The organism is Bacillus sp. FSL K6-3176 (assembly GCF_038003325.1).
Classification (GTDB): domain Bacteria; phylum Bacillota; class Bacilli; order Bacillales; family Bacillaceae; genus Bacillus; species Bacillus altitudinis.
In genome coordinates this window covers 3,636,812-3,659,709 of the sequence record NZ_JBBOOX010000001.1, presented here as the reverse complement: position 1 = coordinate 3,659,709, position 22,898 = coordinate 3,636,812, and the positions used below count along the sequence as shown (strand labels likewise).

The window sequence follows — 22,898 nt, the reverse complement described above, 5'->3', positions numbered from 1 at the left end:
CAAGAGGTATGAGAAAAAAATAAATGCTAGAAAGGAGGTGAAGAGATCACTGATTTGTTAATCAATGAGATGAATCCTTCATATAGAGTGAACGATCATAGTTTGGAGGGGACATATGAGTAAATCGAAAATCTGGATCATGACTATTCTGGCGGTACTACTGATTGGTGGAGGCGGCTGGATAGCCTATCAAGCAATCGCACAAAAGAGTGGTTTGAATCATCCCTACGCCTTTGCATATAAGACTCATGATCGTGTGAACTGGTTCAAGGTAACGGAGAGAAACGGAAAAGTAACAGGCCAGCTGAACGAAACCATTTTAGAGGAAAATCCGCAAAGGCATTATGATCCCAATCTATTTATCAACAAATATCAATTAACCGGAAAATCAATTGAAAACGGTTACGAATTTTATGTGAAGCAAGGGAAAGAAACGGTCACATATGAAGTTCACCTTGCCGAAAAAGATCTTTCTGTGAAAAAACAAGGTGAAAAGCACAGCATCACATACAAAGCAATTGATCAAAAAAACCTACGTGCTGTTCAACAGGACATTCATACTCGATATGAGAAACTGATGGATGACACGGAAAATAGATTTCATGATTATGTACGAAACTTCATTAAGAAAGTAACAGGCGCTTATGGTTATCTGTATACAGCAGAGGATGGTTCATACCAACTATTTTTAAAAGTAAAACGAATGTATATGCAGTCTGAATGGGCAGGTTCTTTTCTAATGAGAAAGGTTCCAGGAGATGGTGGTGAACCTTATAAAGAAACGAAACATACAGCAGGTGGAGTTTCAGATGGGATAATGTTTGATTTGAGTACTTATCCTGCAATTGAAAAGGGTTTTATTTTAGGGGAAACTGACCGAGACGCAACATACATTAAATTTCCTTTTAAAATGGCAGGCGGGATTATAGAATTTAAAGCGGTCACGAAAGAGGAATATCAAGAACAAACGGAAGCATTCAAAAAGAAGGCGAAAGAATGGCAAAAGTAGATCGTGTTGGAACAGATGATTGTTGTGAATGGCATTTCAGGGCGATCAGAATTTAGTTGAATAAATAGGGATCATGAAGATATTTTAAATCATATATTAGTGGAGGTACCTATGAGTAAATTGAAAATGTGGGTCGTGTCTATCCTGGCAGTACTCGTCTTAGGTGGAGGCGGCTGGACAGCATATCAAGCAATCGCACAAAAGAATTCATTGAATCATGCCTATGCATTTGCGTATAAAACGAAGGATAAAATGAGCTGGTTTGAGATATCTGAGAATAAAGGCAAAGTAACGGGGCATTTGAATGAAAAGTATATAGAAGAAATATGGTGGGATCCCAAAATATATAAAAAACAATATGTAGTGTCCGGGAGTTCAAAGGAAAACGGTTATGAATTTCGAGTCAAACAAGGCAAAGAAACAATCATATACGAAGTTCAAATGTCCGGTAAAGACCTATCTGTGAAAAAACAAGGTGATAAGAAAAGCAGAATATATAAAGCAATCAATCGAAAAAAGCTAGATTCGTATCACAAAAAACTTCAAGTTCGACATCAACATCTAGTTGATACTTCAGAAACTAGATTTTATGACAATATGAGACACTTCAGGGATAAAGTGGCGAAGGTATATGGTTTTCTATATACGGCAGAGGACAAACAACTATTTTTACAAGTGGAAAGCATGCATATTGAGAATGGATGGCTCGGCTCTTTTCTAATAACAACTGTTTCTGAAGATGGTTGTAAGCCATATAAAGAAATGAAATTAGAGGTCGGGGGCGAAACTGATGGTGGAGACTATTTAGACATGAGCTACGATCCTATAATTGAACGAGGTGTCATTATAGGTTCGACTGATCGAGATGCAAAATCAATCAAACTGCCAATTAAAAAGACTAACGGTACTATAGAGATAAAAGCTTTCACGTATCAGGAATTTAAAAAACTCCCTAGACCATATATCATGACAGGCGATTCAGTAGAGTTAAAAGCTGTCACGAAAAAGGAATATGAAAAACAAGCGAAAGCATTTAAAAAGAAAGCAGAAGAAAAGAGAAAATAGGCGTCTTAAACCAGATGAGTGAATCAACTTATCTGGTTTTTTATGGAGAAACATTTTGTTGATTGATGATAGAAGGAACAAAAGAGTTGCTTTAAGTAAATAAAGAAAAGTATTTTGGGTATATAGACCTTAATAAATTTCAGAAAAATAAATGTTGACGCTTTCATATAATCAATATATACTAAAAACAAATCCAATATAAATAAATTAGACATGTGACTGGTCATGCAGGCAGGATCTAAAAACGATGAATTTCTTTAATTTGTCGTTTTAGATCCTTTTTTTATTGCCAAAATATAGGTCTCATGTATGAGAAAAGGAGGAGAAAAAATGGATTACACACAAGTCGCCAAAGATGTTTTACAGCATGTAGGTGGTAAAGAAAACATTGCGCACCTTGAACACTGCTCAACAAGACTTCGCTTCACACTAATTGATCAGAAAAAAGCAGATGTACCAGCATTAGAAAAAACACCAGGTGTCATAGCTGTCAGAATGTCAGGACAATGCCAAGTGGTCATTGGGAATGACGTGATTGAAGTGTATCAACAGGTAACAAATTTAATGGGCGGCAGCTCGTCTGGGCAAAGCATGCCATCCAATCAGCCAAAAGAAAAAAGAAAAGCAGGCACAGTTCTATTAGATTTCATTGTGGGTGTCTTCCAGCCGCTTGTTCCGGCTATCGCAGGCGGAGGGATTTTAAAATCATTTCTTCTCCTCTTCTCTTTATTAGGATGGGTGGATGCAAAAGGCCAAACCTATCAAATACTGAACATGGTGGGTGACGCACCACTATACTTCCTGCCATTACTAGTCGCTGTCACAACGGCAAATAAACTAAAGGTAAACCCACTGGTCGCATTATCAGCAGTCGGTGCACTCCTTCTTCCGAACATGACAGCCATGCTTACTGAAGGTGCGCAATTAATGTCATTCGACGTAAAAAATATAGCTTATGCGTATCAAGTGTTTCCAGCAATCCTTTCTGTATTGCTTTACGCTCAAATGGAAAAATTCTTCACACGATTTTCACCAAAACCAATTCGGATTTTCTTTGTCCCAATGATGTCATTAGTCATTACTGTACCCGTTACGTTACTGTTATTAGGACCACTTGGTTTTACAGCAGGACAAGGGTTTTCATCCGTTATTCTTGCGATGTTTAATACAGTAGGCTGGGTAGCTGTTGCAATTTTAGCAGCGGTACTCCCGTTTATGGTTGCATCAGGCATGCACAAAGCAATGGTCCCTTATGCAGTGACAACGATGGGGAACCTCGGGAAAGAAGCACTTTATTTACCAGCATCACTTGCGCATAATATTGCGGAAAGTGGAGCATGTTTCGCAGTGGCACTACGCACGAAAGACAAGGTACTCAGATCAACAGCTATTTCGGCAGGAATTTCAGCATTTTTTGGCATCACAGAGCCTGCTTTGTATGGTGTGACACTTCAAAATAAACGCGTACTTGGAAGTGTCATGATTGGTTCGTTTGTTGGCGGGATCTTCATTGGATTAGTTGGTATACAAGCTTTTGTACTTGTTGGTCCTGGATTAGCAAGTATGTCGATGTTTATATCAGATGAGCTTCCACGAAATCTAATGTTTGCTGTCATTGGAGCTGTCATTTCCTTCGTTGTTGCTTTTATCGCTGCTTTTGTATTAGGTAAGGATAAAAAAGTAGAAGAAAAGACAAATGATCAAGATGCATTTGCTGAACAAATTGGAGCAGGGGAAACTTTCAAAAGCCCTGTGATTGGTCAAATGATCTCTCTAGCTGAAGTAAAAGATGATATTTTCTCTTCAAAGGTCATGGGAGACGGAATTGCCATTATTCCTTCAGAAGGAGCGTTATATGCACCAGTAGATGGTGAGGTCACCTTGCTGTTCGAAACAAACCATGCACTTGGTATGAAAACGGACAAAGGGGTTGAAGTATTATTCCATATTGGCATTGATACTGTACAGTTGGAAGGACAGTATTTTTATCCAAAAGTGCAGGCAGGAGATCGTGTACAAGCAGGGGATTTACTCATTGAATTTGATGTAGAAAAAATCATGGAAGCAGGATACGATCCAGTTACGCTTGCTGTCATCACGAATACAGATCAATATGATATTAAGGTACAGCCATTACAAGAGGTCAATCGCCAAGATACATTGATGGTTATCACCCAATTAGGAGGCTAAACATATGACGACAATAAAAGGTTTTCCAAAAGGATTTTTATGGGGCGGCGCCATTGCCGCCAACCAAGCAGAAGGCGCTTGGAATGTAGATGGAAAGGGCCCATCTGTTGCTGATATTGCGATGTACCGGTCTAATTTGAGTGTAGAAGATTATGAAGGGCATCTAGCTGTTACTTCTGAAAATATAGATCGAGCGATGAAAGACCCAGATGATAAAAAGTATCCAAAACGCAGAGGTGTTGATTTCTATCATCACTATAAAGAGGATTTGGCTCTATTTGCTGAAATGGGTTTTAAAACTCTTCGCATTTCTATTGCATGGAGCCGTATCTTCCCAACTGGAGAAGAGAACGAACCAAATGAAAAAGGACTCCAATTTTACGATCGTGTATTTGCAGAAATGAAAAAACACAACATAGAACCGATTGTGACACTGTCACATTATGAAATGCCGTTAGCACTGAGCGTGAAATATAATGGCTGGGTTGAAAGAAAAGTCGTTGATCTCTTTGTTAAGTTCGCCAATGTATGTTTTGAACGCTATAAACATGATGTGAAATATTGGCTGACCTTTAATGAAATAGATAGTATTCACCGCCACTCTTTTATTACAGCAGGAATTATTCCTGATCGCTGCCCAGAAGGGAAAGAGGAAGAGACGGTTTATCAAGCACTCCATCATCAATTCATTGCCTCTGCACTCGTAACAGCAGATTGTCATCGCATCATACAAGGCAGTCAAGTAGGGTGTATGCTGACAAAATTAACAACGTATCCGCACACTTGTCATCCGAATGATGTGGAGCGGGCATTGAAACAAAACTTAGAAAACTATTTCTATGCAGATGTTCAGGTATTTGGTGAATACCCGCCGCTTATCAAGCGCATGCTTGAGAGAAAAAACATTCATATCCAAATGGAATCAGATGATCTTTCTATTTTAAAAGAAAATACAGTAGATTTTATCTCGTTCAGCTACTATATGTCTTTAACTGAATCAGCTGATGAAGGATTAGAAAAGACGGATGGAAATACCATCCGTGGGGTCAAAAATCCTTACCTTCCATCTACTGATTGGGGATGGCAAATTGATCCGGTTGGTCTGAAAATTTCTTTAATAGAATTATATGATCGGTATCAAAAACCACTGATCATTGTAGAAAACGGCATGGGTGCAAAAGATGTTGTTGAAAGTGATGGATCAATTCACGATGATTATCGTATTAACTATTTCAAAGAGCATTTCCGCCAAATGAGAGAAGCGGTGGAAGAAGGCGTTGACCTCTTCGGATATACGAGCTGGGGCTCAATTGATATTATTAGTGCAGGTACATCACAGATGTCAAAACGATACGGGTTCATTCATGTAGATCAAGATGACGATGGAAACGGTACATTAAAACGTTCTCGTAAAGACTCATTTTATTGGTATAAAAAGGTCATTGAAACAAATGGTGAATCGCTTGATTGAAAAACCACAATCATGAAAACAGGTGATGACGATGTTTAAAATCAAAAAAGTTTTAAACTCGAGTGTGGTTCTGGCTGAAGATCAGAACCAACAGGAGATGGTTCTATTCGGCCGTGGGATTGGTTATGGACAAAAACCAGGTCAAATGATTGAAGAAAAGAAGGCAGATCAAGTGTTTATGTCTGTCGATAACATGAGAGCGAAGGAATTTCTCCAACTATTAGATTCAATGCCACAAGAGTTTATCGATTTAACTCAGCATATTGTTCAATATGCTGAAAAACGCTTAAACTCAAGTCTGAATTCTGGTGTCTATTTTACCTTGATGGACCACTTGAATTTTGCAGTAGAACGGCACAAGAAGAACATTAATATTACAAATCGAGTATACTGGGAAATCAAAAACTACTATACCGAAGAATTTGAAGTAGGTAATTATGCGCTTGAGTTAGTCAACAATACATTGGGCATTCAATTACCAAAGGAAGAAGCGGCCAATATCGCCTTCCATTTAATTAATGCGTTAGGTGAAGAGTCCGATTCCAAAGATGGCATGAAGTATGCAAAGATGATCGGAAGTATTGTGAATCTTGTCCGCTATACGTTGAATATGAAAATGGATCAAGAGAATATTCATTACAGCCGATTTATTACACATGTGAAATTCTTTGTTGAAAGATTCTACGCAAATAAATTATTATCAGATCAAGAAAATGAGTTGTTTGAACAAATTGCACACTTGTATCCTCAAGCGATGGATGTAGCTTTCAAAATCAAAGATTATATTAAACAGGTGCATAGTATTGTTATTCCAAATGACGAACTTACGTATCTGGCGGTACATATTCACCGCCTCATTTCTTATCAAGAACTGAAATAAATGTGGACCACTTGCCTTGTAATAAGGCAAGTGGTTATTTGTATTGTATCGGTTTATGTTCCGATAGGTCGTTCTGTTGGGCCAAGATTTGTATCATTTAACGAATTGTAAGACACCGTTTGTCCGAAAACAACGATAGCTAAAGCGAAAATGAGTAAACTCACTTTTTTCATCATAATTCCTCCAATTAAGTGTAGTGTGTTCCAATTGATAGGCATCCTTCAAAAAGAGGTATGCTTGGTGAATTGAACCCAGCTCTTCAAAGTGTTTGGCAGCTAGTGCACTTAATTCACGGGCACCTTCAACATCCTTTAATTCTTTCAGAATACTGATGTCATCGAAACAGGTTTTAGCTTTTTTGGATATGTCTTCAGTGAAATATAGGTGATAGAGAAAATTCATTTTTGCTGTATAGATGGGGTTTCTGTCTATTTCTTGTTTTTGTTTGACCAATTCAAAATAATAGAGAGCTTGCGACTTTTCATCAATGGAGAGTAGCTCTTTTAGTAACATAAACATGGAGTGTTCGAAATAACAAGATGAAAGGTAGTCATCATCACTAAGAGCCTTTTCTAGGGCATCAATACATTTTTTTGATTCTCCAACTTCAGCATATAGAATACTGATATTGTGATAAAGCTGTGATGCTAAAAAATGATCGTTTAATTGATTTGAGATGTGTAATGCTTTTGTGTAGTAATTCTCAGCTATTTTGAAATCGCCAATATCCATGAAGTTGGTGGCTGCGATCACAAAAGCTGCTGCCAGTCTTCTTTCATAGCCATCATGCCCTTTGAAAATATCGATAGCATTCTGAATATAATGAAGTGAAATCAGGCTTTGGCGAAGCATCATATATAGGTTTGCGACCTTCGTATGGAATTCTGCTACTTCTATTTCATCAGGAATGTTTTGTAGTTTTTTCTCAGCAATTTTAAACAGTCCGATGGCTGATGCATAGTCTCTGTTATATGAAGCGTAAAGAGCTTTATATAGGTAAAAATAGTATTCAATTAAGTCGTTTGTTTTAGAAGGGTATTCTAGCACTGTCGGTTCATTTAGTTTTTTACCTCTTCGTTCATATAACATGAGCTTAAACTTGCCTTCTAGCAATGAATAGTAGGTCAAGACCTCCTGATTCTCTTCCATCTCTTGAAGTAATTCCTTTAATTCTGTGTAGATTGTCTTTGCATTGTGTACATCATGCTTACGAATGGCAATTCGCCAATCATTTAAACGATTCCCCACCTGTTCAGCTGAAATGATTTTCATGGAAATTTCACCTCTTTAACATCCTTTCGCCTGTTTCAATAAAAAACGATATCACAATTTTTGGTAAAATATAATCGTTTCTGGGAGGTGATTGACAGGAGGTAATAAAAAGGACCTTATGTCATGAGATGTACGTTATTGTAATGATGATTGATTGTTTATTCAAATGAGTAAAATCTTTTTTTGGAAGTCTAAAAACGTGATAGATACTATTAGTTTTAAGTTTATGGTCGACAATACCATCTGAATATATGAAATAAAGCTATTTTAGCTATGAGAAAAGAACAATGAAAGGTCGATCTAGAAGGGAAAATCAGTTATGATGTTGCTAGATGATTTTGGAAAAGAAACTGGTAGTTACTGAGAAAGGTGAATATCCGAGACAAGTGTTGACCTTTCAGAAAGGATGTTGAAATGAAAAAAAGATTTCAAATGTTAAACTGGCAAATGACAATTGTGATGACGACGCTTTTACTTGTTTTAGTCACTCTTTATATCTCAAAGAGATACTTTTATAGCAAAGAAATTGAGTTGCTGACAGAATCTTGTCAACAAGAAGACGGCAAAATCATACTAGAAACAAATAGTTTGACTATGGATTACTCCTTTGAGTGTAAGAAAAAATAAAACAGGCAGCTTTCTGCCTGTTTTACACCAATTAAAACCCTAAGTTTTGTAACCACTTGTTTAACAAGGCCTCTCGTTTCTCAGCGGTGAAGCGATCGTATTTTCCTAAATTTAAATGAGCTGAAATTTCACCGTCATTCATAAACAAAATTCTTTCAGAGCAAAGGGCCACTTTTGGATCATGGGTGACGAGAAGCAGAGTTGTTCCTTCAGAATTGATTAGTGAAAAAATATCCATGACTTCCTTTGTGGTGCTTGAATTTAGAGCACCTGTGGGCTCATCTGCAAAAAGAATGTTTGGTTTATTCATAAGAGCTCGACAGATAGAGGCTCTTTGGAGCTGTCCTCCTGATACTTCTGATAAATATCTATCAGCTAAATGATCAATATCAAGTTTCTCCATTAGATATTTTGCTCGTTCATTGACTTCTTTTCTCGGCATTTTCTTCGCTAAGTAAGCTGCAGCAATTATGTTATCAAATAGATTGAGGTTTTTTAGTAAGTGGCTGTGTTGAAAGACGAATCCCATCTCTGATAAGCGCAAAGCTGTTAACTGTTTGTCTGTCATTTCTGATAGCAGTTGACCTTTATATTTGATTTCCCCTCTGGAGGATGTCTCTATACCGCTAAGTTGATAAAGCAAAGAGGTTTTTCCACATCCTGAAGGTCCCATAATGGTGACAAATTCTCCACGTTTAATGGTTAAGTGAATATTTCTAAGAATGGTCTGTTTTTGTCCTTTTAATGAATCAATTTGTAAAGACAATTGTTTCGCTTCAATTAATTGTTCCATGTGAAACATCTCCTTATGAAAGTGTATGACGGCTGATTTTACTAGAAAAAAAGGACTTCAATAACCACGAGATGACAGTTAAATTCACCATAAACAGCAGGAGAGGATACACGATCCAAACCCATTTCGGGGCTAACCACTGAAGGCTGGATGCTCCTAATGATGCTCCGCCTGCACTCATTAACGCCGGACCAATAGTATGAACAGCGATTGCTCCAATGAAGGCACCAATAGAGAGAACGACGATAAAACTTGTTAAGTATTGATAGGTTAAATCTTTTTGAGAAAAACCAATCGTCCTTAACAAGTGAGTACGATTTAAATCTTTCGCCCTTAACATGTGTAGAAACATCATTAACATGAGGCTGGCTGTTCCAAAAGCTGCGATGGTTGAAAATAATGCAATCACTTTTACTAGAGATGCGGTGCTTCCTATTGTTTGATGCACATATTCTTTCATATCTGTCACTTTTGCAGGAGACATATTTGTTTCAAGTGCTGCTTTTTTTCCTGCCATATCTATTCCTTGTTTTAATTGTATTTGAATGGTTTTCCAAAGGGATGATTGAGGAAAAGGCTGAGATAATGCTTTAGCAGTTTTCCCTCCGTTGGTGACGTCTTGATAAATGCCGGTAACCATTTTTTGAACTTGCTGCCCATTTGTGGCGAGAGTGACTTTTTCGCCTATCTTTTTCTGAAGTGAGTCAGCACTCAACACCGATAAAGCAATCTCTTCCTCCTTCAACGGTTCCCTTCCTTGTAAATAGGTGAGAGGGAATGCTGATAGATCACCTGTTTCTAAATAGAGCGTTTCTAATGTATTCTCCATTGTTTTGGCTTGTAGAGAAGTTGTTTCATAGACGGCAGATGTTTGAATGTCTTGGTCTTCGCTAATCATAGACTCTATTTTATTTGTACTTTTCTCTAAATGATTTCCCTGCCGAATATCAATTCGAAGGTCACTTTTTCCTGAGCCAAGATATGTGATGAAATCTGGTGATTGTAATGTGTACCATAACTGAATCGGCATCAACATTAAAAATGTACAAAGCGCGATAATACAAGTAATTGTTGAATACATCTTTATTCGCGAGAACAGATCTTTCAAACCAAACCAAAAATTTACTGGGAGGAATCTGTTTTTCTGGAGGTGCATAGGAATTTGTTTTTTATGGATTGGTGAGCTTATGCCGCCTTGAATGGCTTGAGCGGCTGATATTTGTCCAAATCTCCTTAGGACAGCATAGCTGAATGAGATGACGATCATTGCCGTCAAAATTGACACCAAAAGCGGGATCACCTGATGAATAAAAGAGAGGCGATTCCCCATATATTGCTGAATATTGGCTGTAAACAAATCACCAAACATGAGCGTCATTAAATATCCTGCTATACACCCTATACAGGTAAGCACAGCATATTTCCCAACGTATAATTGTTTGATTTTTGATAAAGGGATTCCAAGTACTTTTAAGATTCCAATTTCACGTTCATCCTCTTCTATAGCGGCGGTCATAGCGAGACGAAGAGAGAGGAGAGAAATGCTAATGAGCAGAAAGCAGACAAGAAGGAGAATGGCGATCACCATACCATCTGTTAGGGCATTCAGCATGCGAAGCAGGGGTAATGTGACAGCAGGCCCCTGTTGTGGCAGCTCAGATGATTGATAGAGTGATTGAAAAGCATCTGCTTGACCAGCAACATGCAATAAAAATTCAATTAAGTACTCCTTTTTTTGAAACACTTGATTCAGTGCCGCCCAGTCCGCATCATGCAGAAGAAATCTCTTTGAACTGACAAGACTTGGATTCATTTGGGCATCTCGTAAGAACGTTTTGATTTGAAAAGAGAATTGATGAGAGCCTTTTGTAATGAGTAACCTTTCGCCAATCTTTAAGTGGTATTTTTGTTGAAAATAAATAGGGACTGCTACTTCTCCTTTATTGACAGTGAGCTTTTCATTTCGTTCGTTTAAAAGGAAATCAAAATAGCGATTTTGCTTTACAAATAAATGATCCATCACACCCGCTTGAGCAGGCTCCTGCCCGAACTTGATGCTGACATGTTCGATCGGAATCATTGGAACAATTTGATGTGCCTTCACCATCGACTGTTTACTTGAAAATGTATCGACCGCTTTTTCATCTAAGCTCCCATCGTGCATTTGGACAAAGTCTGGTGCTTTGGCTGATTGGAGTAAATCAGAAATGGAACCATTCAACTGGACTGTCATTTGCGCAGCGCTTGTTGCTAAAAATGATGTCATCATGATGCAAAGGGTTAAGCCGATTGAAATGAGACGGTGGCGGGTTAGGTCTTTCTTGATAAACGTCAATCTCATGAGGCTGATTCTCCTTCATGTCGAAGCATATTTTTTGTAAGGAAGGCAAGTGCAAACATCAAGGCACTGACGATTAACACGGTCACATACATGCTGGCGGAAAAAGTGTTGAACAAGAACCCGTACATCATTTGACCGAGCGGTGCAGCACATTGAGAGACCATTGTCAGATTGGCCATGACTTTTCCTAATTGAGCATTGGGTGTTTTCTTTTGCACATGTGAGATGACAACGATCGAAATCATGGTGAGCAGCATGGCAATTGGGAGACACCCTGCTAAAAAGAGAAAATAGGCTGGAAATGTCCCAAATTGAAGAGCCACCTTGGATGTTGAAAAAGCAACAGGCAGCAAAATGACTGCGATGACGAGCAGCCAGCGATACAAAGTAGGAATGCGCCAATGTTTCGCTACAAGCCCAACTAGCAGGGCGCCTGCGATGACGGCAAATTCAATGATGCCCATTCCTATTCCATACATGATGTCACTGCTTTTCATTGTGACCCTTAAAATAATGGGACCTCCAACGATAAAAAATGGTGTGAGGATGAAATTTAGCAGCGCTGCAAGCAGCATGGCTCTTTTTAAAAATGGCTGGCTTCCGATATAGGAAAATCCTTGTTTCATATCTTTCAAGAGTACTTTGGTCATCGGTTCTGCGAGTGGGCTAGGTGAGAAAGAGATATTTAACCGTAAAAGCATGCATGCTGATAGAAAAAATACAATGCTGCTAGCGCCTATGATGATCTGGCTCCCAATGAGTCCGTATAAAACGCCGCCAATGATAGGAGCGACAACACCTGAAAGGGCCTGCACGCCATTCACGATGCCATTCGCTTGTTCTAATTTTTCTTCTTTCACTAGCTGAGGAATACTGGACATCACAGCAGGAGCATAAAACGTACTCATGACACCAAGGAGAATCATGACGGCTCCAATCATATAAAGTGAATCATGACCTGAAAATAACCAGAAATAAAAAGCCAGAATCATAATGCCAGTAAGAACATCAAATAAAATCATCAAATTTCTTCTGTTAAACCGGTCAGCCATTGCTCCTGCTAATGGCGAAAGGAGGAGCGGGATATTGGATAAAGCGAAAAGCAGAGCATATAAATCAACACGATGTGTCATATCCAAGACGTGTAAAGATAGAACAAAACGAATCAAGGAAGACCCGAAAACGGAAATAATTTGCCCGAGAACGAGGTAGATAAAGTGGGTGGAACCATTTTTGGCTGATAACGACATGAAAATCACTCTCCTTTTAGACCGACCGTCAGTCTATAATGTATGCAGGATTGGTATTGAAGTAACCAATCACTGATTATTGTCTTCCGGTTCTCCAGTTAAACGTTGGAGAAGGAAGGAGAAACTTCCCTTTTCTGCATGTAATGAGGCTTCAAGGATTGCGATAAATGCTAGAGCCCGTTGTATGCTTTCCGCTGTAGTCCATTGGAAAAGTCCCTCATCAAAGATAACCTGTGCAGAAGCGAGGAGAAATTCGACCGTCTCTTGCGGATAATCCGTTTGAAATATCCCTTCTTCTACCCCTTGCTGAATGACTTCTGCTAAAACGGGTGATAGCTCTGTAATGGCTTTGATCAAGCTTTTTTGATGCATCTCTGCATTAGCAGGCTGATGAAATTGTTCGATCATGCCTTCTTTATGGCTGCCCTGTTTAGGAGATTGTGCCATGATGATGCGAAATAATTTATCAACCACTGAGATATCTGGATCAGCGGCAATACGCTTTGCCTCGATGATATCTGCTTTTATGATCCGGTCAATGATTGCATCCATCACTTCTTCTTTGGAAGTAAAGTAATAATAGAATGTGCCTTTTGCAATGCCAACGGCTTTGAGGATGTCAATAATTGTGGTTTGCTGATAGCCTTTGGTTGAAAAAAGCTTCTCTGCTGCATTCAAGATGTCATTTTTGCGTTCCTCAGGATGTTTAACGGTTCTCATAAAGCCATCCTTTCTTTTGACTAGACTGTCGGTCGGTCCCTTGATTTGATTAAACACTTTTTGGCGTATCTTTGTCAACGGCTGTTTTTTTAAGCTTTGCATTTATTGTGCAATGACACTATGATACATTGAATGAAAACCCCTTCAGGAGAGATGCTGAATGCAATTTTTAACCAGTGAATTGGCTCAAGAGATGGTTGAACGTACGATGCATATTTTACATCAAAACATCAATGTCATGAATGCAGATGGTGTCATTATTGGGTCTGGTGAACGAAAAAGGATTGGACAAGAACATGATGGAGCACGTCTAGTGCTGTCAAGCGGAGATAGTGTGGAGATTGATCAGGAGACGTCCCGCCGCTTAAAAGGCGTGAGACCTGGAATCAATCTGCCTATTTGCTTTCGGGAACAAGTTGTTGGTGTCATTGGGATTACGGGTGAGCCAGAGGACATTCGTCATCATGCCGAGCTGGTGAAAATGGCAGCTGAGCTCGTATTAGAGCAATCTTTTCTGCTTGAACGCTTCCAGTGGCGGCAGCGAATAGAGAGTGAAATTGTGAATCAGCTCATCTCCGAGTCTGACATGGGTGATCATCAGCTGAAACACCGTGCTGACTGGCTTGGAATGGTTTTAGACAAGCGGCGAATGGCTATTGTTTTTCAGCCGATTCCATCGTCTGAGGACACTGTACACAAAATGATGCATGCCATTCAATACGATAAGAATGCGGATGATTTACTAGGCATGACCTTCCGTCATGAATTGATCCTGTTAAGACAGCCGATATGTGACCATCAATTCAAGCATGTGATCGAACAGCTGCAACAAACAATGGCAGGTGCAGTTGATGGACAAGTGCTAGTGGGTGTAGGAACTGTCGCTGAGGACATGAGTCAATTACCGTTGTCCTTTCAGCATGCGAGAGAGGCCCTGCGGTTAGGAAAGGTGCTCCATCCAGAGGAAAGCATATATGTCTTTGAATCTTATCAGCTTGAAAGCTTGTTTATAAAAGCGAGAGCCGCCAAAGAGGGCAAACGGTGGAGTGATTTTTATCATCCGCTGATACAAGAAATGGAGCTCGTTCAAACGTTAAAGGTTTACATTGAAGAGGGCGGGGATTTACAAAGAATCGTTGATCGTCTATTTATTCACCGTAATACACTGCGATATCGTTTAGATAAAATCCAGGCATTGACCGGAAAAGACCCTCGTCATGTGAAACAGTTGATGGAGCTGTACATAGCACAATTGGACCATCAACTGTCTTAATTGTGCATTTGCACAACTGGATGAAGTAATAAATAAAAGAAGTTCATTTAGATTCACAACTCGATCCCAATGAGTAAACGCTTACAATTAATAAAAGACAATCAGGAGGGATGGAGAATGGGTGGAGATGTGACAGTAAGTACATTGGGCGCATTGACTGCGCTTGTGATCGCTATTGTTCTCATTTTAAAAAAAGTATCACCTGCTTATGGCATGCTGGCAGGTGCATTTATTGGCGGTTTGGTTGGCGGTGTAGATGTTGTGCAGACCGTGAACGTCATGATGGAAGGCGCAAAGGACATGATTCCGGCTGTCCTTCGAATCATGGCGGCAGGTGTACTGGCAGGGGTTTTAATTGAGTCGGGAGCAGCGCTATCTATTGCGGAGGCCATCGTCAAAAAGCTTGGAGAGGCGAGGGCACTTTTAGCACTCGCACTTGCAACAATGATTTTAACAACGGTGGGTGTTTTTGTAGATGTAGCAGTCATTACAGTAGCACCAATCGCACTTGCCATTGCCAAGCGTGCAAAACTTTCTAAAACGGGGATTTTACTTGCGATGATTGGAGGAGGGAAGGCGGGGAATATCATGTCACCGAATCCGAATGCCATTGCAGCCTCTGATGCCTTTGGTGTACCGCTTACTTCCCTGATGGCGGCAGGTGTCATACCGGCTATTTTCGGGATAGCCGTCACATATGTATTAGCCAAAAAGCTTGCGAATAAAGGGACACCTGTTCTGGAAGAGGGAGCTGACCAAGGCCAGGTTCAAGTGCCTGGTTTTCTACAAGCGCTTGTAGGACCGCTTGTGACCATTCTCTTGTTAGCCTTGAGACCATTGTTTCAAATAAATATTGATCCAATGATTGCCTTACCAATAGGAGGAATTGTTGGCGCTCTTTTCATGAAAAAAGGGAAGTTTCTCAATGATTATGCGATGTCAGGGCTGCATAAAATGTCAGGTGTAGCGATCATGTTACTAGGGACAGGTACATTAGCTGGAATTGTATCGAATTCTTCCATGAAAGAGGTATTTATTCAGGCGCTTGACGCTTCGGGATTACCTCCTTACTTGCTTGCACCAACGTCTGGAATTTTTATGTCGGCTGCCACAGCTTCGACAACTGCAGGGACGGCAGTTGCAAGTGGTGTATTTAGCGGAACTCTTATTGGTCTTGGTGTATCTGCCCTTTCAGGCGCAGCTATGATTCACGCTGGCGCAACTGTGCTCGACCATATGCCGCACGGAAGCTTTTTCCATGCAACGGCAGGAAGTGTTCAAATGGAGATAAAAGAACGGTTGAAATTAATGCCCTTTGAATCGTTAATTGGTTTGACATTAACCGTTGTATCGACCATTATCTTTGGTATTTTCCAGCTGTTCGGCTGAGGATTTAATGAGAAACGAGGGGTTTTTGGATGAAGATTGTGATCGCACCAGATTCATTTAAAGAAAGTTTATCTGCTTATGAGACAGCATGTGCCATTGAACGAGGATTTCGTTCTATTTTGCCACACGCAGAATATATGAAAATCCCAATGGCAGATGGAGGAGAAGGCACAGTTCAATCGTTAGTGGATGCGACAGGCGGAACCATTGTCAAGCAAGTGGTCACGGGCCCGCTTGGCAAACCTGTGGATGCCTTTTTTGGTATGTTGGGAGATGGGCAGACAGCTGTCATAGAGATGGCAGCAGCATCAGGATTACATCTTGTCCCGCCAGAAAAACGGAACCCCTTCTTCACGACGTCTAGAGGGACAGGAGAATTAATTCTTGCAGCGCTGGATAAAGGAGCGAAGCATTTAATCATTGGGCTTGGCGGAAGCGCAACAAATGATGGTGGCGTTGGCATGATGCAAGGTTTAGGTGCTTCTTTTCTCGATAAAGCAGGCCAAGACCTCACGCCGGGCGGTGGATCACTGAATCAATTAGCTTCTATTGATCTATCTCGACTGGATCCAAGATTGCGATCAGTCCGTCTGGAAGTGGCGTGTGATGTGGATAATCCTTTAACGGGTGAAAGAGGAGCGTCTGCTGTGTTCGGTCCTCAAAAGGGAGCAGATACAGAAATGGTTCAACTGTTGGACAAGAATTTATCTCATTTTGCACAAGTGGCTAAGCAGCATTTTCATGTCTCCTTTGGTGAGGCGGCAGGTGCAGGAGCGGCAGGAGGAATGGGCGCGAGTTTATTAGGCTTTTTACAGGCTGATCTGCAAAAGGGAATCGATATTGTACTGAAAGCCGTACATTTTGCTGACGTACTCAAGGACGCTGACCTAGTCATTACAGGGGAAGGGCGGATTGATCAGCAGACCATTTACGGCAAAACGCCAATCGGTGTAGCCAAAGCTGCGAAACAATATGGACTCCCTGTCATTGGCATCGCTGGGTCCCTCTCAAAAGACAGTGCAGTCGTACATGATCATGGCATTGATGCACTCTTTAGTATTGTCCCTGGCGTCACGACTCTGGCCGAAGCCATGCATGATGCCAGTGTGTATGTAGAGAGAACAGCAAGGAATATTGCGGCTGTCATGACATTTGGAAGAGATAAGTAAATGATGAAAAATGTTTCCTTTTCTATCACATTCCTTTCTATAGAAATGTGGTAAAATGGTTCTAAATGAAAAAAAGTTGGAGGAAACACAAATGTCTAATCTACCGAATTGTCCATCGTGCAGTTCAACCTATACATACGAGGATGGCAGCATGCTTATTTGTCCTGAATGTGCGCATGAGTGGTCGCTAGAACAAGAACAAGTGGCAGAGGAGCAGCTTGTTGTCAAAGATGCGAATGGAAATCTATTAAGTGATGGTGACACGGTCACTGTGATTAAAGATTTAAAAGTCAAAGGTTCTTCTTCGGTTTTAAAAATAGGAACGAAGGTCAAAGGGATTCGTTTAGTCGAAGGCGATCATAATATTGATTGTAAAATTCCTAGCTTTGGCGCGATGAAGTTAAAATCGGAGTTTGTGAAGAAAGTATAATGACAAAGAAATGTTCTTCTCATAATTAGAATTTGGTCATGACAAGCTTACTATAAATGCTGAAGAAGAATGATGTATATGATTGTTGTTAACGTATAAAAAACACCTAAATTGTCAAAGGGATTCAATTCCTTTGCTCATTAGGTGTTTTATATTTTTATAAAGCTTTTATTTTTGAAGATCAGTTATCGATGGGGTGGTAGAAGTGGAATTTGGATATTTCAAAAAAACTGTTATGAAAAAAACGACTAAATGCATCCCTATTATCAATAAAGAAGGTGTCCCCATTGGATTCATAAAAAGATTTTATAAAAATAAAGTTGAGAGAATTTTGGATCATATTTTTGATGAGTTTTTTGTGAATGTTGAGGTTATGGATGCAAATTTGAATACTGTTGTAAAAGCTACAGAAAATTTATCCTTCAGATCTATGTACCGCTCAAATTGGAGCATAGAATGTAAGGAGAAAGGAAGGTTGATATTCGAAGATCAAACTAAAATCAAAACAAATCCAACGATGCGTTTCATCATCAATGATACTACCTATTATCTAAAGAAAGGTTTCGCAGATAAACGTGTTAGATTGGAAGACTCAAAGCAGACCATCGCTGACATTACATACGATAAAATAATACCACCTGCAACAGTCAGTATTGAAAAAAGACAAGGTGACCTAACTCTACATCTTATCGCTTGCCTCTATTATATCTTTATGTTGAGGGAGTAGCTGAAGTTAATATGTTTTATCATACTTAAAGAATTTGAAAATATACTATTTATGATTTAGGTTCTAATTCCTATAAAATTTAGTGAAGTCCCTTTCGTGCAATAAGATCTTATTAAAATGATTACCTTAACCTCACCTTAAAAAAGGCAGATGATTCTCTAAATTTTGCCTAATCCCCTTCACAACTTTTGGGCATTGCTGTACCATATGGAAGTGTTCTTCTATTTTTGACGGATCATGGTGTTTATCAGGAAATAGATGATAGATGATACTTAGACAAAGAAGGAGAGGTAACGTGACGAACGTTTTAGAACTGCAAAATGTATCTAGGCATATTCGTGGGAAAAAGATTGTTCAAGACTTGAGTTTCTCTGTCCAAGCGGGCGAAGTCTTTGGCTTCTTAGGGCCGAATGGCGCAGGAAAAACGACAACCATTCGCATGATGGTCGGTCTTTCTCCCATTACATCTGGTGACATTCTGATTAATGGTCATAGTATTCAAACCTCATATCAGCATGCCATCCAAGATGTCGGTGCAATTATTGAAAATCCAGAAATGTATAATCATTTAACGGCTAGACAAAACCTTGTTCATTTTGCCAGAATGAATGGAAAAGTGGATGAAGGTCGAATTGATGAACTACTAGAACTAGTTAGTTTGCAGCATGTGAAGCATAAGCGTGTCCGTACGTTTTCATTAGGAATGAAGCAGCGTTTGGGGATTGCTCAGGCATTGATACATAAACCGAAACTGCTAATCTTAGATGAGCCGACCAATGGACTAGATCCAGAGGGAATTCGTATGATACGAGATTACTTGAGAAGGCTGGCAAAGGAAGAAGGGCTTGCTGTCATTGTTTCAAGTCATCTCATGTCAGAAATGGAATTGATGTGTGATCGTTTCGCCATTATCCAAAAAGGAAAGCTGATTGCGATTGAGGATCAGCGTGCGGAGACGAAGCAGGATGATTTGGTCAATTATCGAATGAAAGTAGCATCAAGTGAGATTGAAGAAGCTCAAAAGCTCATTGAAGCATTTGAGGAAGGTATCACAGTTAGAGAAGAGGAGCAGTACTTATTCTTCTCCATCCTAGAAGAGAAGATGCCACAATTGATTCGTCATTTGAGCGAAGCTTCTATTCATTTGTACGAAATCAAAATAGAAAAACAAACCTTAGAAGATAAGTTCTTAAGCTTAACAGGTAAAAAGGAGGCAGACGTATGATTCGCCTCATTCAAAACGAGTGGATGAAAATCAGTTATCGTGTGGGTACTTGGATTATGGTTGGGCTTCTTGTTTTAGGTATGATTGCGACGTTGATTTTTGCTGTTAAGACAAATGACGGAGATCAAGCATCCGGTGATTGGAAAACTGAGTTGCAAGAAATCAATAAAGCAAAGAAGCAAGAATTGAAAGAGGATAATATAAGCTTTTATAAGAGATCCCTTGAAACCGAAATAGCGATCAATGAATATCGAATCAAACATGATTTACCTCCAGCCGATCAATTCGGTAAAAATGCATGGACTTATGTGGAAACAAATGCTAATTTGCTTCAGCTGGTCGGTGTATTTGTGATTATTATTGCAGCCACAATTGTTTCGGCTGAATATAAGCATGGTACAATTAAATTATTACTGATTCGTCCGCCATCCAGGTTGAAGGTTCTTTTGTCTAAATACTTTACCGTTCAACTATATTCACTTTTCTTGATCGCTGTCCTATTTATCTTATCCTTTATCTTAGGTGCGATATTCTTTGGACTAAACAATGATTATGTGTATTTGGCTTATCAAAATGGTGAAGTCATTGAACGGTCTCAGTTTGCAAATATGGTCTCTTATTATTTGGCGCATTGTGCTATGTTTGTTGTATTAGGGACACTTTCTTTTGCCATCTCAACGGTGTTTAGAAGTGAGGCCATTTCCATAGCGATTAGTGTATTAGCCTATGTTGTCGGAGCATCCATCACAAGCATTTTGATGTTCTTCTTTGATTGGGCGAAATACTTATTGTTTGCCAACGATCCTGCACAGTATTTCGCAGAAACACCTACTTTTATCGAAGGCATGTCCCTAGGTTTCTCACTAACGGTCCTAGTCATTTATTGGGCCATCTTCTTGGCGGTTGCTTTAATCGTCTTCCAAAAGCGAGAAGTAAAAACAGGTTAATTTAACTTTTTAGGAGGTTTCTATCAATGATTAAGCGTAAAGGTGAAAAAATTATGGGGATTATCAGTATTGTCCTCAACGTAATTGGTGTTGGTTTTGGGGCATTGATGCTCTCTGTGGACCCAGCATTTTATGAAGAAATGAATGAAATTTTACAAGAGGAAGGCAGCGCCTTGCCAGTTGAAACACTTGAAGCTTCGGTTCATGCCTTTGGCGTTCAGTTTATGGTTGTTTCCGCAATTGCGGCTGTCTTAGCCCTTGTTGGTGTGATTGTCTTGAAAACAGACCGCCGTGCCGTGCTTTCTGGTATTCTTTTCTTGGTTTCGGCTGTGACTCTTTTAATTGGAACTGTAGGTCTTGCTTTCGTTCCAATGATCTTGTTGCTAATCGTTGGATTGATGTCACTGATTAGAAAACCGAAAACAGACATTCACACGAGTGAATATCCTTCATAATTCAAAGAAAAAGACATGCGCTGATTTTGCGCATGTCTTTCTTTTTTATATGATGCCAATCAGTTTGGCGATGATGAGTAAAACGATACTGAACCCCCACATCCAAAAGAAGGAGTAGCGGATATGTTTCCCCATATCGACCCCTGCAAGACCGATGGCAAGCCATACAGCAGGTGCAAGGGGGCTGACAAAGGTGCCGATGATATTTCCAATCATCATGGCGTATGCCGCAGATGTTCCTGACACACCAACCTCTGATGTAATCGATTCGACAATCGGCAAGAGTGCATAATAATAGGCATCTGTACTTGTCAGCATATCAAGAGGAACCCCAAATATCCCCACAATGATATGTAAAAATGGCAGTAAGAAAGCTGGCAAAATGTGAATACTGTCCACTGCAATCGCCTTTAGCATGCCCGTTCCTTCAAGAATTCCTAAAAAAGAACCTGCGGAGAAAATTACAGCTGCCATCATTAGTGCACTTGGGGCATGTGCCTTTATTCGCTCCATTTGTAAATTCACATTTGGAAAGTTAATCAGAAGTGCTAGTGAAAGACCAATCATAAACATATAGCTAGCAGGAATCACGTTCAGCACAAGAAGGACAACAACAGCTAAAAATAGAATGAGGTTGACCCACATTAAGTGATAACGCTTTAAAGACGCATCGCCTGTTTCGCTGATCGATTGAATGGCACGATCCCAATCGGCGCCTTCTAATTGGACAGCGGCTACTTCATTTGCGGCGATTTTCACCCGAATTCGTTTTTCTTCTCTTTTTCCTAAAATGAATGCCATTCCTAATATGAGCACGACCCCGATCAACTGAATTGGAATGAGCGGTACCCACAGTTCAGATGGGTCCATATTAAGGACACTCGCTGCCCGTCCTGTGGGGCCGGCCCATGGAATCATATTGGTTAATCCAGCACTTGTCCCGATTAACAAAAGCAATAAATAAGGACTCATATGTAATTTTTTATAAAGCGGAAGCAGTGCAGGTACAGTTAATAAAAAGGTGGTAGCTCCTGCTCCGTCTAAGTGTGCGATGACCCCAATCAAGGCAGTTCCCATCGCAACTGTGACAACATTTCCTTTTGTCAGCTTGATTAATGCTTTAATTACAGGTTCAAAGAACCCTGTATCTTGTAAAATGCCAAAAAATAAAATGGCGAAGATAAACATGGTCGCCACTGGCAATACTTTGATAATCCCTTGTTCAAAGAAAGTTTGAATGTCATTGATACCAAATCCCGCGATGAGCGCCCCTATTAAAGGCACCATGACCATGGCGACAATTGGACTCGCTTTCCCCCAAATCAGCAAAACAACAATCGTTAAAATAATCAACAATCCAACAAACGTTAACATAAGCCCCTCCCCCTACAATAAACCGTTTACATTTGTTTGTTTTTATACCAATGCAGTCCCACATTTGCATTGAAAAAAAGAGTATCAAAAATATGAGTATTAGGCAACCGCTTTCATACCTATACAATGGTAAAAAAGGATGGTGAATCCAATCGTGGCGCGGTGTTCAATATGTCAAAAAATTTAGATAAAAAATAATGATTCTATTGGTAATCTACTACCGGAAGAGATTTTATAGGTATTTAGATTCACTTAAAAGTAAAAAGCGCCCTTTGGATGGACGCTTCTTTC

19 protein-coding genes are annotated in these 22,898 nt (G+C 39.8%); 13 read left to right on the top strand and 6 right to left on the bottom strand.

Annotation, left to right across the window (positions count from 1 at the left end):
- Positions 1 to 115 precede the first annotated feature (115 nt).
- The 5 genes from MHB38_RS18980 (at position 116) to MHB38_RS18960 (ending at position 6,615) form a co-directional block, all read left to right on the top strand.
- Positions 116 to 1,009 carry a hypothetical protein gene (locus tag MHB38_RS18980; RefSeq protein WP_144625451.1) on the top strand — a complete coding sequence of 298 codons (894 nt, stop codon included), beginning with the start codon at positions 116 to 118 and terminating at the stop codon, positions 1,007 to 1,009.
- A 111-nt stretch (positions 1,010 to 1,120) separates the two neighbouring features.
- The gene (locus tag MHB38_RS18975; RefSeq protein ID WP_035390045.1) at positions 1,121 to 2,074 is read left to right on the top strand and encodes a hypothetical protein; all 954 of its coding nucleotides are present in this window, start codon (positions 1,121 to 1,123) and stop codon (positions 2,072 to 2,074) included.
- Between the two features lie 330 nt (positions 2,075 to 2,404).
- A complete protein-coding gene (locus MHB38_RS18970) occupies positions 2,405 to 4,264 on the top strand; it encodes a beta-glucoside-specific PTS transporter subunit IIABC (RefSeq protein WP_017368397.1) in 1,860 nt (619 codons plus the stop codon).
- 4 nt (positions 4,265 to 4,268) lie between these two features.
- Positions 4,269 to 5,735, top strand: coding sequence for a glycoside hydrolase family 1 protein (locus tag MHB38_RS18965; protein WP_017368396.1), 1,467 nt, complete (start codon positions 4,269 to 4,271; stop codon positions 5,733 to 5,735).
- Between the two features lie 31 nt (positions 5,736 to 5,766).
- Positions 5,767 to 6,615, top strand: a complete 849-nt coding sequence (locus MHB38_RS18960) for a PRD domain-containing protein (RefSeq protein ID WP_008347382.1) — start codon at positions 5,767 to 5,769, stop codon at positions 6,613 to 6,615.
- A 93-nt stretch (positions 6,616 to 6,708) separates the two neighbouring features.
- On the opposite strand, the gene MHB38_RS18955 is transcribed toward MHB38_RS18960, so the two are convergent.
- The 5 genes from MHB38_RS18955 to MHB38_RS18935 form a co-directional block, all read right to left on the bottom strand.
- A complete protein-coding gene (locus tag MHB38_RS18955) occupies positions 6,709 to 7,887 on the bottom strand; it encodes a response regulator aspartate phosphatase (protein WP_341004214.1) in 1,179 nt (392 codons plus the stop codon).
- Between the two features lie 658 nt (positions 7,888 to 8,545).
- Complete coding sequence (locus tag MHB38_RS18950; protein WP_265154200.1) at positions 8,546 to 9,307, bottom strand: ABC transporter ATP-binding protein; 762 nt, start codon at positions 9,305 to 9,307, stop codon at positions 8,546 to 8,548.
- Between the two features lie 13 nt (positions 9,308 to 9,320).
- Entirely contained in the window at positions 9,321 to 11,648 is a 2,328-nt protein-coding gene (locus MHB38_RS18945) for an FtsX-like permease family protein (RefSeq protein WP_035703966.1), read from the bottom strand.
- Positions 11,645 to 12,898, bottom strand: a complete 1,254-nt coding sequence (locus MHB38_RS18940; RefSeq protein WP_206114115.1) for an MFS transporter — start codon at positions 12,896 to 12,898, stop codon at positions 11,645 to 11,647. The genes MHB38_RS18945 and MHB38_RS18940 overlap by 4 nt, the downstream gene beginning before the upstream one ends.
- Positions 12,899 to 12,967: 69 nt before the next feature.
- Positions 12,968 to 13,618 carry a TetR/AcrR family transcriptional regulator gene (locus MHB38_RS18935; RefSeq protein ID WP_008347371.1) on the bottom strand — a complete coding sequence of 217 codons (651 nt, stop codon included), beginning with the start codon at positions 13,616 to 13,618 and terminating at the stop codon, positions 12,968 to 12,970.
- 160 nt (positions 13,619 to 13,778) lie between these two features.
- On the opposite strand from MHB38_RS18935, the gene MHB38_RS18930 reads away from it, so the two are divergent.
- From MHB38_RS18930 to MHB38_RS18895, 8 genes are all read left to right on the top strand, one after another.
- Positions 13,779 to 14,891, top strand: coding sequence for a CdaR family transcriptional regulator (locus tag MHB38_RS18930; RefSeq protein WP_007497295.1), 1,113 nt, complete (start codon positions 13,779 to 13,781; stop codon positions 14,889 to 14,891).
- A 117-nt stretch (positions 14,892 to 15,008) separates the two neighbouring features.
- Positions 15,009 to 16,280 carry a GntP family permease gene (locus MHB38_RS18925; protein WP_116306540.1) on the top strand — a complete coding sequence of 424 codons (1,272 nt, stop codon included), beginning with the start codon at positions 15,009 to 15,011 and terminating at the stop codon, positions 16,278 to 16,280.
- A 29-nt stretch (positions 16,281 to 16,309) separates the two neighbouring features.
- Positions 16,310 to 17,449 carry a glycerate kinase gene (locus MHB38_RS18920; protein ID WP_341004206.1) on the top strand — a complete coding sequence of 380 codons (1,140 nt, stop codon included), beginning with the start codon at positions 16,310 to 16,312 and terminating at the stop codon, positions 17,447 to 17,449.
- 91 nt (positions 17,450 to 17,540) lie between these two features.
- Positions 17,541 to 17,879 (top strand): zinc ribbon domain-containing protein YjdM, encoded by a 339-nt coding sequence (locus MHB38_RS18915; protein ID WP_039962846.1) that lies wholly within the window; start codon positions 17,541 to 17,543, stop codon positions 17,877 to 17,879.
- Between the two features lie 205 nt (positions 17,880 to 18,084).
- On the top strand, positions 18,085 to 18,606 hold the full coding sequence (locus tag MHB38_RS18910) for a tubby C-terminal domain-like protein (protein ID WP_268357692.1): 522 nt from the start codon (positions 18,085 to 18,087) through the stop codon (positions 18,604 to 18,606).
- 295 nt (positions 18,607 to 18,901) lie between these two features.
- Complete coding sequence (locus MHB38_RS18905; RefSeq protein WP_079920001.1) at positions 18,902 to 19,831, top strand: ABC transporter ATP-binding protein; 930 nt, start codon at positions 18,902 to 18,904, stop codon at positions 19,829 to 19,831.
- Entirely contained in the window at positions 19,828 to 20,778 is a 951-nt protein-coding gene (locus tag MHB38_RS18900; protein ID WP_076821422.1) for an ABC transporter permease subunit, read from the top strand. The genes MHB38_RS18905 and MHB38_RS18900 overlap by 4 nt, the downstream gene beginning before the upstream one ends.
- A gap of 26 nt (positions 20,779 to 20,804) precedes the next feature.
- Entirely contained in the window at positions 20,805 to 21,233 is a 429-nt protein-coding gene (locus tag MHB38_RS18895) for a DUF4064 domain-containing protein (protein ID WP_007497283.1), read from the top strand.
- Positions 21,234 to 21,278: 45 nt separating this feature from the next.
- Here MHB38_RS18895 and MHB38_RS18890 read toward each other — a convergent pair whose 3' ends face one another.
- The gene (locus MHB38_RS18890; RefSeq protein WP_050826775.1) at positions 21,279 to 22,607 is read right to left on the bottom strand and encodes a CitMHS family transporter; all 1,329 of its coding nucleotides are present in this window, start codon (positions 22,605 to 22,607) and stop codon (positions 21,279 to 21,281) included.
- Between the last annotated feature and the right edge of the window lie 291 nt (positions 22,608 to 22,898).